Consider the following 14,952-nt stretch of genomic DNA (forward strand, 5'->3'; position numbering starts at 1 on the left):
ATGTAGATTCCTTAAAAAAAAATAAACCAATGAAATTTATAGTATCTAGCACTTATTTACTAAAACAACTCCAAGTTTTAGGTGGGGTTATCAATAACAGCAACACCTTACCAATTCTTGACAATTTTCTCTTCGATTTAAATCAAAAAGAACTTACTGTTTCGGCATCCGATTTGGAAACCACAATGAGTTCCGTCTTAGAGGTAGATTCGGACAACGAGGGAACTATAGCCGTTCCTGCAAAACTGTTATTGGATATCTTAAAAACCTTTCCAGAGCAGCCTCTAACTTTTGTTGTTGAGGATAACAATACTGTAGAGATCAGTTCCAACCACGGTAAGTATGCGTTGGCTTACGCTGACGGTGCGGAATTTCCAAAATCGGTTGAATTGTCAAACCCATCCTCTACCACAATACTTGGCGACATTTTGGCCACGGCCATCAACAAAACCATATTTGCTGCCGGAAACGACGATCTAAGACCCGTAATGAGCGGTGTCTTTTTTCAATTTTCCCCAGAAAGTTTAACATTCGTAGCTACCGATGCCCATAAATTGGTGAAATATCAACGTACGGATGTTACTGCTTCCAAAGTGGCCGAATTTATAATGCCCAAAAAACCTTTGAATTTATTAAAGGGAATTTTATCGGGCAGCGAAACGGAAGTACTGATCGAATACAATGAAAGCAACGCCAAATTCAGTTTTGAAAACACCATCCTGATATGTAGATTGATCGATGGAAAATATCCTAATTACGAAGCGGTAATTCCAAAGGAAAATCCAAATAAACTATCCATAGCCAGAAACCAAATTTTAAGTTCGGTGAGAAGGGTATCGATATTCTCCAATAAGACTACCCACCAAATAAGATTAAAAATTGCAGGTGCAGAACTTAATATTTCTGCAGAGGACATAGATTACAGCAATAAGGCAGAGGAAAGGTTGACCTGTTCTTACCAAGGTGATGATATGCAGATAGGCTTTAACTCAAGGTTCTTGGTGGAAATGTTGAACAACCTTACTTCGGATGACGTTCAATTGGAAATGAGCCTACCCAACAGGGCCGGTATCCTAACTCCGATTGATGGATTGGACGAAGGCGAAAATGTGACCATGTTGGTTATGCCCGTAATGTTGAACAGTTAGAAATACAGATTCAACACAATTGTTGAATTTAAAATACACCCCACTCTTTCACTATAAAAAAAGCCGTATCTCATTTGAAATACGGCTTTTTTGTCCTAAACATGTTTACTAACTACACAAACTTTATGCTCAGTGGATAATGAGGTTTTTCACCGTTGGACACCTTAATGGCATTGATAATAGGAAAAACAAAACAGAGCACTGCTATGGCAATAATCCCTAATATTCCAATACCAAGAAGTAAGATCAACGGGATGCAAATTAGTATGTATAAGAACATGCTGATCTGGAAGTTAATGATCGACTTTCCATTTTCATCCATGTTCATAATGGTATCCCTTTGTGTTAACCATAGGACCAAAGGAACTATAAATCCTCCAAATCCGGTTACTACATCCAATAATTGACTTAAATGGGTCCACACCAATAATTGTCTGTTTTCTGCCTTCATAATTTATATTTCTTAGTTCTCATATAGAGAAACCCCTAAGCGAAATTTCTACCATTACCAAGTTGTTCTATGAATATGACGTGTAAATCATGAATTTGTTACACAGACAGCTCAGAATAACTGTCAGGGCTTATTGTTTGCTTTCCAGCTTTGTCAATTTTTCCCTATCCTTTTCTATGCCCTTTTTCAGTTTATCGACTTTCTTATTTATCTTCTCTATTGCCAAAGGAGATAATTTTCCCTTATTCTCATCCTTGATCATTTTCTTCTGAAGCCTATCAATTTTCTTTTCATCCTTGGCTATAGACCTTTTCTTGGAATCTATATCGGAGGAAAGTTTCTCCCGATTTTTAAGTTCCTTTTCAGCCTTCTTCTGTGCTTTTTCAGCCTTCTTGGCCTCCCTTTCCGCCTTTTCTATCCTTTTCATGGCCTCTTTGGCTTCTTTCGCTTCCTGCCGAATTTTTTCCTCCATCATTTGTTCCGTATTTTCCAAGGGCGTAACAGGATCCGGAGTTTCTTGTGCCAAACTTATATGGCAGAATAAACCCACTGCCAATAATGTAATAATTCTAATCATTTTCATATAGTAATTTTAAATTGAATGTCCTCATACTAATGCCTTAAAAGGTAAATTTCGGCCCATTGCGATTGTATTTAGGACATTACTAAATTTAAATAATTTATAAGGGAATAATTATGACCAAAATCATTGTGTTCAAATTTCCTATTCCCAAAAATAAAGGCTCTAATCAACTATTGAATAAGCCCTATCAGAGAATTCTACAATTTGCACAAGGTCACCTTTTCTGTTTCAAATAATTAGACCTTAGTATTTGTCCATTGATTAGTGGAACAAGATTGAAAATTATATATTGTATTTTTACAATCTATAAAAACTATATGATTACCAACGACAACATCATTGCTTTGGCCACTCCCTCAGGTGCCGGTGCCATAGCTGTAATCCGTATTTCCGGTAAGGATGCCATAGCCTTGGCCAACCCCTTCTTTGCATCGATCCGAGGCAAAGATCTAAGAAAGCAAAAAAGCCATACTATTCACTTGGGGCATATTACAGAAAACGATAAGGTATTGGATGAAGTTTTGGTATCCTTATTTAAAGGTCCCCACTCCTACACAGGTGAAGATGTTGTTGAGATATCCTGTCACGGTTCCCCCTATATTCAACAACAGATAATTCAGTTGTTTTTGCGAAATGGTTGCCGAATGGCCAATGCTGGCGAGTTTACACTGCGTGCCTTTTTAAACGGCAAGATGGACTTGAGTCAGGCAGAGGCCGTAGCGGACCTTATTGCCTCGGATAACGAGGCCAGCCACCAAATAGCCATACAGCAAATGCGTGGCGGGTTTAGCAACGAGATCAAAAAGTTAAGGGACCAATTGCTGAACTTTGCCTCCCTTATGGAATTGGAGCTGGACTTCGCAGAGGAGGATGTGGAATTTGCGGACCGTACACAGTTTAAAAAACTTTTGACCAAGATACAGCGCATTCTTAAACGCCTTATAGATTCATTTGCTGTTGGCAATGTGATCAAGAACGGAATTCCCATAGCTATTGTTGGAGAACCTAATGTAGGCAAATCGACTCTGCTCAATGCCCTTTTAAATGAGGAGCGGGCCATTGTGAGCGATATAGCAGGAACCACTAGGGATACCATTGAGGATGAAATTGTAATTGAAGGCATAGGATTTCGGTTTATAGACACCGCCGGAATAAGGGATACCAAGGATGTAGTAGAAAGCATAGGTATTAAAAAGACCTTTGAAAAAATAGAACAGGCCCAGGTGGTGGTGCTATTGGTTGATGCCTGGGAAATGGCAACCCATGCTGATAAGTTGCAGACAAGCATCAAAGAACTTGAAAAAATAAAAAATAAATACCCCCAAAAACCCTTGTTGGTGATTGCCAATAAGGTAGATAGGTTGGATAAGGAACAAATCAAGGATCTAAAATCAAAAATTTCGGGACTGCACTTGCTGTCTGCCAAAACTGGAAAAGGGGTGGAAACCCTAAAATCGCGCCTGTTGGATTTTGTAAATACGGGAGCCCTGCGCAATAGCGAAACCATTGTAACCAATACCAGACATTACAGTTCCCTTCTAAAGGCCTTGGAAGAAATAGAAAAGGTACAATTTGGTATGGAGGAGGATACCCCCAGCGACCTTTTGGCCATAGATGTCAGGGAAGCCCTTTACCATTTAGGGGAAATCACGGGGCAAGTGACCAATGATGAGCTTTTGGGAAATATTTTTGCTAATTTCTGTATCGGCAAATAGACAGTGGATTCATATGATATCATATGGTTGCAAATGACTGTAAATCAAATGATTGTTGATAACTCTATAGATTTTCTTTTCCTTTGATAAGGTGATATTCGTACTTTTATTGTGTCTCATGTGTGTCGCATTCTCCTTTGTATTAGACGAGACACAAAAAATGTGTCGCTATGATGAAAGTTCACTTAAGGAAGAAGAAATTAAAAACTGGGAAACAGAGCCTTTATTTAGAGTTCTATAAAGGAATTAAAACTCTTAGTAATGGAAATGTTAAACACCTTAGAAATTACGAATACCTACAACTCTATTTAATAGAAGATCCCAAAACGACGGATGAAAAGAAAAAGAATCAAGAACATCTTGAATTGGCCGAACAAATACTGGCCATTAGAAAGGCTGAAGTCTATCAGGGGAAGTATAACCTTAAAAACGACACAAAAGGAAAAGTTAGTTTATTAGACTTTTACGTCCAGAAGAAAGAGGAACGCTACCAGACCAAAGGCAATTATGACAACTGGGATGCCGCACAAAAGCACATAGAAGCCTATTGTCCTGCCCACATCACTCTAAACGATTTAGATGTTGATTTCATTAAAGGGTTTAAAAAATACCTGGATACTGTAGCCGTAACAAAAAGTAGTAAGAACCTTTCCCAAAACACGAAACATACCTATTTTAACAAATTTAAGGCTTGCCTTAATGCAGCTTTCGATGAAGGCTACCTAAAAGAAAACCTCATTAAAAAAGTCAAAGGTTTTACAATGGGGGAATCTACTCGAGAATACCTCACATCTGATGAACTTCAAAAATTGTCACAGACCCCCTGCCCTATCCCACTTCTTAAACGAGCCTTTTTATTTTCATCCCTAACTGGCATAAGATGGTCGGATGTCAATAAATTAAAATGGTCGGAGGTCCGCGAAGAAGGCATTGACAATATGGGAATTCCTATTTTCCGAATTGTGTTTCAGCAAAAGAAAACGGAGGGTGTAGAATATTTGTATATATCACAACAGGCCAGGGTGCTTTTAGGTGAACGTAAGGATTCTGAGGAACGTGTTTTCAAAGGGTTGCGCTATAGTGCCCACATGAACCTACAATTGCTCCGCTGGTGTATGTTTGCTGGAATAAAAAAACATATAACCTTCCATTCCGCAAGGCACACTAACGCAGTATTACTTTTAGAAAATGGCGCCGATATTTATACCGTTTCAAAACGTCTCGGACATCGTGAAATCAGAACTACAGAAATATATGCCAAAATCATAGATCAAAAAATGAAGGAAGCTGCGAACCTACTTCCTAAGTTGAATTGGGATTTGTTGTAATACTCTTTCAAGGTTCCAATATCACTTGGTTGATAGAATAGGGTTCTAACTCCAATGCAATTTCGTACTCTGCTGTTCCAAATTTTTCGCAATACTGTTTATTTATAAACATCTGATTGTTAACTACTTTTTAATAATCAACATGATGTTCTGGTAATTAACGTCTATGTTAATTACCGATAAAATTGGGTATAGCAATTTAAACCCATATCCATCCGTAACAAACAATAATTTGATGACCCGCAAATTAAAGGATAAATTGGCAAATTTGGATTTTCGACACAGTTCTGTAGAAGAAATCGAGAAAATATTCTCTAATGAAATACTAGGTCATACTCGACCAACTATTAATATTTCACCTGACGGACTTTTTAGAGCTCGAATAATAACCAATACAAAAGAGGACGATTTACAGACAACAAAATCAATATGGTATCCAAATTTTAGGGAAATTGACCAAAAATATCATCAGTTAAATAGATGTAGTGATATCGGACAGAATTTCTTCTACTCTTCTAATTATTTAGAAGCTGTTATAAAAGAATTAAATCCTAAAAATGGGGATTTAATAATTATTGGAATATTCCACAAAAAATTTCCTGAGACTAAAATACGTTCTCAATATGCAGGTATTGAAGCACTAAAAACAAACCCTAAAGAAAATTCGGAATTAAAAGGCTACAAGTATATAAGCGAAAGCGACAAAATAATTGAGGAATATGTCTCATCAAAATTTCAAGATAAAGTTGCTGAAGGCGAAGAATATAAATACAAACCGAGTATCGCTTTTAGTAATATTCTCTTGAAAAATGAATGTATTGACTGTTTAATATATCCAAGTGTAGCTTCCGATTTAAAATCTGTGAATTATGGAATTAAAGCGAATTTCGTGGACAAGTTTCTTTATTGCCAAAGCACATACATTTACACCATAAAAAAGAGTGGAAACGAATTTGAACTTATCCCAAATAAATACGGAAAAAGAATAGTATTCGACAAAAAAGATGCAAAAAATTCAATAATTGAATGGAAGGAAAATAAAGCAAGTGAAAAGCAACAGACGATAAAATACTGTTTGTAATCGAGTGGATGGCTCCGCCATTAAATGATGGAGTGTACCCCTCCCACCAAGGTACGTGCGGGTCTCGCCCTCCCGAATGGTACGGGAAGGCCCACCTATCTAATTCGGGTAAATATACGGCGTTTCGCAAAAAGATGGGTTGAGTTCTAAGTAAACATCGGTTAATGATTGATAGCCTCGCGTTTTTAAGCGTTTTAAAGTAATGGTCGTGCCTAAAATAAGCTTCTGTGCTGTTGCCCAACCACATTTACGAGTTCTGCTCCATGCATAGGCATGGTCTTGGTTCTTGGTTCCATAAGCGTAGCGGTCTAGTTTATGTGCAACGCGATACAATCGCGCGGGAACGAGGGTTTTACACCCGGATTTCTAGTTTAATCCTTCCCCAATGCGTTAAACAACAAACATCTTCGTTTTCAAAATAAATCCTTACCTTGAATTTCAAATTAAAAACTTAGCATGATGAAGAATCCAAATACCCCTTCTGCCGGCCGACGACAATTTATCCGAAACACAACAGCCGCAGTAGGGGGTTTTGTGATACTTCCCAGGTATGTTCTTGGAGGCAAAGGATATACCGCACCCAGTGACAAAGTAAATATCGGCATTGTCGGAGCGGGGGGTCAGGGACAGAGTAATGTTCGTAATTTACTTCAACTGGACGACGTACAGATTACCTCGGTCACAGATCCGGGTCGTTATTGGGATTTGAATCGATTCTATTACAAGTCCATTGCCGGACGGGAACCGGTCAGTGAAATGATTGAGGATCATTATCAGAAAAAAGGAGAGAACAAAGTGGTTCGTCAATATAAACGATTTAGTGAAATGATGGATAAGAAAAAAGATATCGATGCCATTCTTTGCGCTACCCCTGACCATACCCACGCCTTTATCACCATCGCTGCCCTTAAGGCAGGACTGCATGTTTTTTGCGAGAAACCCATGGCTCACAATATATGGGAAACCAGGATGGTACGTAAAGTAGTACAAGAAACGGGACTCGCCACTCAGATGGGTAACGTGGGACATAGTCGGGACGGCATGCGTTCATTGGTCGAATATCTGCAGGATGGTGCTATCGGAACTGTACGCGAAATCCATGCGTGGGTTCCTGCAGGTCGCTGGACCCCGGGTATTACAGGTCTTCCTCAAAATACCAATCCACTTCCTTATGATTTTGATTGGGAGGAATGGTTGGGACCGTCACCATTTCGGCCCTATAACAATCTTTTTTCGCCAGTCACTTGGCGGGATTTTTGGATATATGGTTGCGGTGCATTGGGAGACTTTGGATGTCATGATATGGATGCACCTTTTTGGGCCTTCGATCTATCAAGCCCGTCCGAGGTTCAGATTTACCCTGCCGGACAAAGTAATAGTGAAATTGCTCCTTATGGAGAGGCCGGCACTTATCATTTTCCCGAAAGGAAGGGCCAGGCTGCACTCAAATTACACTGGTATTCCGGAGGCTTAAAACCGGATTGGAATCCCCATTTGCCACCAGATTACAAATTCGGAGGGAGGAGCGCCATGTACGTGGGCGATAAAGGGGTTATTATCACCGATGGCGGTGATCGTTTTCCTCAGATATTCCCCGAATCCTTGAGACGATCTTATCAACCACCCGTGGAACGGATTCTGCGATCGAAAGGTCATCATCGCGACTGGGTAGATGCCATCAAAAACGGAGGGCAATCCAGTGCCAATCTTGATTATGGAAGTCGGCTTACCGAATTAACCCTGCTGGGGGTAATGTCTCTTCGCCTGAATGGTGCTCGGATACAGTGGGATGCCAAAAACATGAAAGTCAATGGACTACCGGAAACAGAATCAATCGTTAAGGAGCCATCCAATGAAGAATGGGATATTTCCAAGATTATGTAAATAGGGACAGGTCACTATTATTAAATTTATAATTGCGGGAATGGAATAAAGCTATAGACAGCTTATATATTTCCAACAACAAAAATGCTCCCCGCTAGTGCGAGCGTCACGCTCGTACTAAATCAATACACCCCAACCAGTTCTGTTTATTCTTAAGATGGGACAGCTTACCGAATAAAGAATATGGCTTTAAAATAATTTTTGGATAAGTACTTATTCAGACAAACCCAAACAAAGAAATCTGCCTTTTTTCAGTCCCAAATTCCCAACCTATTCATTTTCAATTGTTAATAACTCTGTTTTTTACCTAAAAACATCAATTTGACCAATATAACATTTGGTCCCATTTGATGTTTTATGATATCAAATAAAATTTGATGAAAATACCTTTACTATCAATTGGCATCATATAACACATCGCTCTATTATCCAGATAGTTGTGGATAACTATTTGTGTTTCTCATCACTTTCAGCCTAGCTATTTTCTACTTTTATTTTAACAAACCTATAGAAGGTAAACAAAAGCGCTTTTGTTCATTTCTTAATCTTAAAAGAGAAACAAATGGACACTATTTTAATCTTTGATCGCTTAGATCGTTTGGAGAAACTGTTAACCGCCCATAAAGAGGTGTTGACTTTTGAGGAAACCTGTGACTACACCGGAATATCGAGAAGCTATCTTTACAAATTGACTTCCTCCGGGACTATCCCCCACTCCAAGCCCAATGGGAAAATGATTTTCTTTGAAAAAAGAAAGCTGAACAATTGGCTCCTACAGAACAGTAGAAAATCCAAGGCCGATATCGAAAAAGAGGCCCTAAGACATACGCTCAAAAATAGACGGCCATGATAGTCGGTGACCACGGAGGTCAACTTTACAAGGTAAAGGATGCCAAAAAAAAGACTATCTACGATTATACCATTGAATACTTGGAAGGGAAGTATGATATCATGTACAATGAGATATCCCATGATTTCCAGATATCGTTCAAACAAAGAGCTGAATGGTCCTATTTGAATCTCAATTCCCTGATCATTGAACTTGCTAAGGCAGGTATTGATATCAGTACAGGAAAACTGGAAATCCTAATTCGGTCAGAACTCATTCCCAAATACAATCCAATAAAGGCATACTTCCAATCCCTCCCCAAATGGAACGGGGAAGACCATATCCAAAAACTGACCTCCTACGTTCCCACCTATGATGATGAGGCTTTTCTTTACCATTTTAAAAAATGGTTGGTACGTGCCATAAAATGTGCACTGGAACCCGGCTACTTCAACAAACAAGCCTTGATTATCAGCCATAAGGGACAAAGCTCGGGAAAATCTACCTGGTGTCGGTTTATCTGTCCTCCAGAACTTGCCGAATATATGGCAGAGGACATTAGCAATGATAAGGATGCCAGGATCCAATTATGCCGGAACTTCCTATACAACCTGGACGAATTGGCCGTGCTTACCAAAAAGGACGTGAATGCACTAAAAGCTTTTTTTTCCAAGACCTTCATCAACGAACGTCTGCCGTATGACCGAAAGAACACTACACTACCCAGAATCTGTTCGTTTTTGGGATCCACCAATATGTCGTCATTTCTAAACGATGAGACTGGGTCCGTACGCTGGTTGTGCTTTGAGCTAAAGGATAAAATAGATTTCTCCTACTCCAAGGAAATGGAAATCAAGCACGTCTGGATCCAAGCTTATCACCTCGCCTATCATGACCCTAACTTCAATCCAGAACTTACGCTGACGGATATTATGGAGAACGAGGTGCGCAATAAAAAATATACCAAATTGACTACCGAGGAAGAGTTGATTTCCAAATATTATGAAAAATCGAATGATATCAATGATTTTGTCACCGCCTCGGATGTATTGGTGAAGCTGAGTAGCTTGAAGGTAAGACTGAGTCAGGTTAACCTGGGGCGTGCCCTTTCCGGGTTCAACTTCCAACGGGTGAAACATCCCAAGCGTCAAGTTTATGGATATCTGGCCAAATCGGTTTTTTCCAAGGGCCCTTGGGAAATGGAACTGTAGAAAAAGTGCAATTGCACCTACCTACTTACCTAACGAACCAGAACCGCTCTAACTGCGGGAGCTACCATAGGTAAGATACATTAACCACTAGTTACCTAGGTATTACCTATCCTACCTATTAGGATTAGATAGGTAAGATCAAAAAACAACCCACCTAAGTGATCAACCCTTATAAACAGGGACTTAGGTAAGAAGGTAAGAGAAAATGCCAAAAAAGAATTAACTGATGAAAAAAGAAAGAACTATTAAGCTGACGTGCGAAAGAGCCCGAGCTTTTCCCATCGAAAAAGCGTTGGCAAAACTCGGGCACTTTCCAACAAAAGAATCTAATAAAGAAGCTTGGTTCCTGAGTCCGTTCCGCTCAGAAACGCAAGCCTCTTTCAAGGTGTCCAAGAAACTGAACCGATGGTACGACCACGGTATTGGGAAAGGGGGAAATGTAATCGATCTGATTTGTCTAATCAACAAAACATCGGTAAAGGAAACATTGGATTGGCTACAAAACGGTAAGATTTCTTTTTCTTTTCAGCCGCCACTTTTTAAAGAGGACAATCAAGATAAGATCGAGATAAAGTATTTCAAGGAACTGGCCCATTTTGCTCTAGAGGAATATGTAATGAAAAGAGGGATTTCAATATTGACTGCCAGAAAACTGTGCAAGGAAGTCCACTATAGGTTTAAGGACAAGATGTATTTCGCCCTAGGATTAGCGAACAATTCCGGAGGTTGGGAACTGCGCAACAAATACTATAAGAATTCCAGCTCCCCAAAAGATGTCACTCAACTCCAGAACGCAAACAGTAGGCTGATAGTTACCGAAGGAATGTTCGATATGTTGAGCCTAATGGAACGGGACAATGAACTAAGGGAGAGGAACGATCTTCTGATATTGAACTCCCTGGGTTTTATAGAAAAAACGCTTGAAATGTTTGACCCCTATGAATCAATTGCGCTTTATCTAGACAATGACCGTGCAGGAAGAAATGCCGTTAAAATAATGATGCAACAACAGTCAAAATGTACAGACAGATCAACATTATATGAGAATTTTAAAGACGTAAATGGATGGTGGACCGCTCAAAAGAAATGATCTGATGATAATGATATTTTATACCGAAAAATAAATAACCTATTAATAAATACAATTTTAACACATAAAAGAAATAATCTGATAGTGATGTAATTCAAGATGTGTCTTTGTTGCCACAAAGACGATCTTGCTTTGCTCCCGAAGGTCGCAAAGACGTAAAAAATGAAACGTACCTATGTTAAATTTCGATGTTCCCTCTTCGAGAAGAAGTTGCTCCGGATCAAGGCCAAAAAGAGCGGTCTGAGCGTGAGCGAATATTGCCGGCGTGCAGCTTTTGGAGATAAAATTATTGAACGGTTGACCGAGGAACAAATTGAACTCTATAAGATGTTGGCAAGGTACGGGACCAACTTTAAACTCATCGGGAACATGTACCGAAAACGGGATCCCAAACTGACGGCCGAGGTGACAAAGCTAGCAGAAGAAATACGGAACCACCTTTATAATTTCAAAAAATGATAGGCATAGGAAAATCAATATCGCATACCGGAAATTCCATGAGTTATGGCTGGAACAAGGAGAAACAAGCAGAGGTCGTATACTCCAATCACGTGGCTGGGCAAACCCCAAACCAGATTACCAAAGAGTTCAACATCATCCAATCCCAGAACTATCAATGCAAAAAGAATACGTTGAGTTTTGTCATCAGCCCTACGATTGAAGATGGAAAACAGCTAAAAGCCAAAGAGCTCAACGAGATGACTGCAAAGTTTCTCAAGGAAATGAAATTACAGGAACATCAGGCCATCGCCTTTGTACATAGGAACCAACCGCATACCCATGTTCATGTGTACGTAAACCGGATCGATTTTAACGGCACTGCCTATAACGACAGTTTTATCGGGAAGAGAAGTCAGCTAGCCGCGGAACGGGTAGCAGAGAAAATGGGGCTAACCACGGTACGGGAAGTTCAACTGGAAAGATTGGAACAGTTACTGAATATAAGACAGGAGATTAAAAATGTTCATGAAAAAGTGATGAACGAACAACGCCCCAAAGACCTGGATAACTATATCAAGCTTATGAAGGAAAAAAACGTAGTAGTCATCCCCAGCATCAATAAGTCCAATCAGCTGCAAGGATTTCGGTTCCAATACAAAGGCCACAACCTAAAAGGAAGTGAGGTACACCGTTCCATGTCCGGCAGCAGATTGGTGATGGGAATAGAAAAACATGTGGCGAGGAGCTTCCAGCAAGGCCAAAGCAATACTGTAAACCTCATGGGAAAGGCCACTCAGCTCAGTGGGAATATCGCTATAAAACTGGCTAAATCAGTCATCAAACAAGCGATTCAAAAAGGTGCAGGAATGGAAATAGGATATTAAAATTTAAACCAAAATACTATGGCAAAGCTAGATGAGATTACGGAACTGTTGACCGACGAATTGGAAGGACTAAAACAGATGTTGGTACAATTAAAAACACTAACTAAAGAACTGACCAGTTCGGAAACGGTAAAGGATATTTCCTCGACAAGGTACGAACTGAAGGAACTAAATAAAACACAGGAGGATCATTTTAAAAGGCAGGATACAAGAACCATCCAAATAGAGGAACAATTGAAGAAGTCACAAATAATCCCTGAATGGTTATTGTTCCTGGTCTGTATGGTACTTATCCTGTCCCTATCCATTTCTGGCTATTTGGGCTATCAGGTGGCACAGTTCGGGGAAGAAAAAGAGAAGGCTTTTGAAGAGGGAAGTGCATATATTTCAACCGAATTGAAGGGGTACTTTATAGAACATCCAGAGGCCTATAAAACATTCTTGGATTGGTCCAAAAAAGAAGTAAATTCAGATCTAAAGTAGGTTGCGCCCTATGCTGTTTTTGCTTCACGCTTATCTGCCGGAACACTACAAAAACGGCACAGGAACCAAGCGCAAAGTTTTTGGGTAAGGATTTGGGACGTACATATCTAAAATACGATTTCCCATTTTACCTGGGCCAATCGCCTTGACACTTCAATAATCGTCGCTAATACATCCTCTTCCTTGGGCAACTCCCCATACACCAAAAATTTAAAGTCATTCTGATAGGTGTCTTTAAGTTGTTTCCAAGTTTCTTCAGGTTCATTGTAAATCAATGCTACTTTCGGGTGGTACTTTAACCAGTCGTTGTTATTCTTAAAACTTTGTACATCATCATGGGCTACTTTTAGGAGCATCGTATCAAAGGCATCTGAAGTAAAAAACTCTTGAACCGTTTCGTCTTTCAGTAGCTGATGAATATCATATACATGCCTGATTTTAGCATTCAGGTCGATAATTGGTTTTTCCGTATGTGAGAACCGAACCAAACTCATTATCTTTTCACAAAACGTTCTTCGAGAATCCAATACAAGTGCTTCAAAAGGCAATAGATCATATTCTTCCGCCAATGTCGTTTGGTTGGTGGCATTCATCATATCATAGATATAGGTATTCAGGACTCTCTTAGTGTGAGGTTCAAAATAGCCCAGCCAAGTTGCTTCTATGATAATGGCATCTCTTACCTGTCCATAATTTCCTTTAAAAATTTTGGGATAGTTATAGGCTATCTTTCGAATCATTCCCATTTTATTGGTAATCCCTTCCATTTCTATTTCTACGAATGGTGTAGTTATTTCCTTAGTTATTTTTTTGAGCTTAGCCTTTAATTGGTTCCCTGTCTCTTCTTCTCTTCGTATTACAACTAAATCAATATCCTCAGAAAAACGTTCGATGAATTTATAACACTTTGACAAAGCCGTGCCTCCCTTAAATATGACTTCATCTTTAATAGTGCTATCAAAGATCAGTTTTAGGGCATGGCATACCCAATAATCCTTCTCGATATAGATATCTAAAATACCCATCCGTTCTGCTGTTACTTGCACAGCTTGTCTGAAAAGTTGTTCGTTCTCGTGCAGCTTCATTTTATATTCCAATATTTAGCATTTGACAACACTTTTTTAGAAATATCAAAATCATAAACCGTTATTGGGTTTAAACTATCTTGAAGTTCTCTTATTTCAGTCTCTGCCTTGCAATTAATCCCTCTTAGCAATGCACCCAATAAAGCTCTGGTTGCGGGGGAATATTTAAAGGCCAATTTTATAAGTTTTATATGTTCGCTAGTTTTCAATTCGCGCAATAATGCCATAAATCGAATACAACTTTTTTCAACGGTGGTATCAGGTATTTTCTTAATATAACGTATGGCATCCAACAATCGTAATAGTGGAATATTTTCCTTATTGATAGTATTCTTTTGTTTGATGAACGAAATTCTAAAACGTCCTCTTTTAAAAGAAGGTCGTATCTCACGTTTGCCTATCTGTATCGTGCTGCTTACTTGTGTGGTAAGTCCTAGGGAATTATAAACGCTATACCCTGTAATATACCCTACTAGTTTGCCGTCTTCCTCCAACAAATCTTTTACAATTTGGTGTTGATCTGGCAACAAAGTACCGAATACAGTTTCTTGCGGCTTGAAGTATTTACCTTTAGATAGTTTATTAATCTTACCGGAAGTAGCCATTCTATTCAGATGTTTAATGATGGCTTCTCTCCTATCCACCTCGTTCATAAAATCCATATAGGTGAATACATAACCTTTGGGCAACTTATTAATCTTATCTTCTATGTATTCAGAGGTTTTCATTGGAAACTGTT

The 14,952-nt window shown here is 39.2% G+C and carries 15 protein-coding genes and 1 pseudogene; 11 read left to right on the forward strand and 5 right to left on the reverse strand.

Going from position 1 to position 14,952, the window contains the following annotated elements:
* The first annotated feature begins 29 nt into the window (after positions 1-29).
* Entirely contained in the window at positions 30-1,148 is a 1,119-nt protein-coding gene (gene dnaN, locus MWU84_RS12505) for a DNA polymerase III subunit beta (protein WP_246901821.1), read from the forward strand.
* Between the two features lie 112 nt (positions 1,149-1,260).
* On the opposite strand, the gene MWU84_RS12510 is transcribed toward dnaN, so the two are convergent.
* Together MWU84_RS12510 and MWU84_RS12515 are read right to left on the reverse strand one after the other, a co-directional pair.
* Complete coding sequence (locus tag MWU84_RS12510) at positions 1,261-1,599, reverse strand: DUF4870 domain-containing protein (protein WP_246901822.1); 339 nt, start codon at positions 1,597-1,599, stop codon at positions 1,261-1,263.
* Between the two features lie 130 nt (positions 1,600-1,729).
* The gene (locus tag MWU84_RS12515; protein WP_246901823.1) at positions 1,730-2,182 is read right to left on the reverse strand and encodes a hypothetical protein; all 453 of its coding nucleotides are present in this window, start codon (positions 2,180-2,182) and stop codon (positions 1,730-1,732) included.
* Between the two features lie 317 nt (positions 2,183-2,499).
* Here MWU84_RS12515 and mnmE point away from each other — a divergent pair, with 317 nt between their 5' ends.
* The 3 genes from mnmE (at position 2,500) to MWU84_RS12530 (ending at position 6,306) form a co-directional block, all read left to right on the forward strand.
* On the forward strand, positions 2,500-3,897 hold the full coding sequence (gene mnmE, locus MWU84_RS12520; RefSeq protein ID WP_246901824.1) for a tRNA uridine-5-carboxymethylaminomethyl(34) synthesis GTPase MnmE: 1,398 nt from the start codon (positions 2,500-2,502) through the stop codon (positions 3,895-3,897).
* Between the two features lie 173 nt (positions 3,898-4,070).
* Positions 4,071-5,225, forward strand: a complete 1,155-nt coding sequence (locus MWU84_RS12525) for a site-specific integrase (RefSeq protein WP_246901866.1) — start codon at positions 4,071-4,073, stop codon at positions 5,223-5,225.
* Positions 5,226-5,391: 166 nt separating this feature from the next.
* Positions 5,392-6,306 carry a hypothetical protein gene (locus MWU84_RS12530; RefSeq protein ID WP_246901825.1) on the forward strand — a complete coding sequence of 305 codons (915 nt, stop codon included), beginning with the start codon at positions 5,392-5,394 and terminating at the stop codon, positions 6,304-6,306.
* A 99-nt stretch (positions 6,307-6,405) separates the two neighbouring features.
* On the opposite strand, the pseudogene MWU84_RS12535 reads toward MWU84_RS12530, so the two are convergent.
* A pseudogene (locus MWU84_RS12535) lies at positions 6,406-6,588 on the reverse strand (group II intron reverse transcriptase/maturase); the annotation flags it as partial.
* A 174-nt stretch (positions 6,589-6,762) separates the two neighbouring features.
* Between MWU84_RS12535 and MWU84_RS12540 the strand changes: the two are divergent.
* From MWU84_RS12540 to MWU84_RS12570, 7 genes are all read left to right on the forward strand, one after another.
* Entirely contained in the window at positions 6,763-8,190 is a 1,428-nt protein-coding gene (locus MWU84_RS12540) for a Gfo/Idh/MocA family oxidoreductase (RefSeq protein WP_246901826.1), read from the forward strand.
* Between the two features lie 562 nt (positions 8,191-8,752).
* Positions 8,753-9,040: a helix-turn-helix domain-containing protein gene (locus tag MWU84_RS12545; protein ID WP_103474646.1), complete on the forward strand. Its 288-nt coding sequence runs from the start codon at positions 8,753-8,755 to the stop codon at positions 9,038-9,040.
* Entirely contained in the window at positions 9,037-10,230 is a 1,194-nt protein-coding gene (locus tag MWU84_RS12550; protein ID WP_246901827.1) for a virulence-associated E family protein, read from the forward strand. The genes MWU84_RS12545 and MWU84_RS12550 overlap by 4 nt, the downstream gene beginning before the upstream one ends.
* A gap of 226 nt (positions 10,231-10,456) precedes the next feature.
* Positions 10,457-11,320, forward strand: coding sequence for a toprim domain-containing protein (locus MWU84_RS12555; protein ID WP_246901828.1), 864 nt, complete (start codon positions 10,457-10,459; stop codon positions 11,318-11,320).
* A 162-nt stretch (positions 11,321-11,482) separates the two neighbouring features.
* On the forward strand, positions 11,483-11,779 hold the full coding sequence (gene mbpA / locus MWU84_RS12560; RefSeq protein ID WP_103474649.1) for a mobilization protein MbpA: 297 nt from the start codon (positions 11,483-11,485) through the stop codon (positions 11,777-11,779).
* Positions 11,776-12,645, forward strand: coding sequence for a relaxase/mobilization nuclease domain-containing protein (locus MWU84_RS12565; RefSeq protein WP_246901829.1), 870 nt, complete (start codon positions 11,776-11,778; stop codon positions 12,643-12,645). Before mbpA ends, MWU84_RS12565 begins: the two co-directional genes overlap by 4 nt.
* A gap of 18 nt (positions 12,646-12,663) precedes the next feature.
* Entirely contained in the window at positions 12,664-13,128 is a 465-nt protein-coding gene (locus MWU84_RS12570; RefSeq protein ID WP_246901830.1) for a DUF6730 family protein, read from the forward strand.
* Between the two features lie 107 nt (positions 13,129-13,235).
* On the opposite strand, the gene MWU84_RS12575 is transcribed toward MWU84_RS12570, so the two are convergent.
* Both MWU84_RS12575 and MWU84_RS12580 read right to left on the reverse strand, forming a co-directional pair.
* Positions 13,236-14,213, reverse strand: a complete 978-nt coding sequence (locus tag MWU84_RS12575) for a nucleotidyl transferase AbiEii/AbiGii toxin family protein (RefSeq protein ID WP_246901831.1) — start codon at positions 14,211-14,213, stop codon at positions 13,236-13,238.
* Entirely contained in the window at positions 14,210-14,941 is a 732-nt protein-coding gene (locus tag MWU84_RS12580; RefSeq protein WP_103474653.1) for a DUF6088 family protein, read from the reverse strand. The genes MWU84_RS12575 and MWU84_RS12580 overlap by 4 nt, the downstream gene beginning before the upstream one ends.
* Positions 14,942-14,952: the final 11 nt, after the last annotated feature.

This window comes from Arenibacter sp. F20364 (assembly GCF_023015905.1).
In the GTDB taxonomy this organism is placed as follows: Bacteria; Bacteroidota; Bacteroidia; order Flavobacteriales; family Flavobacteriaceae; genus Arenibacter.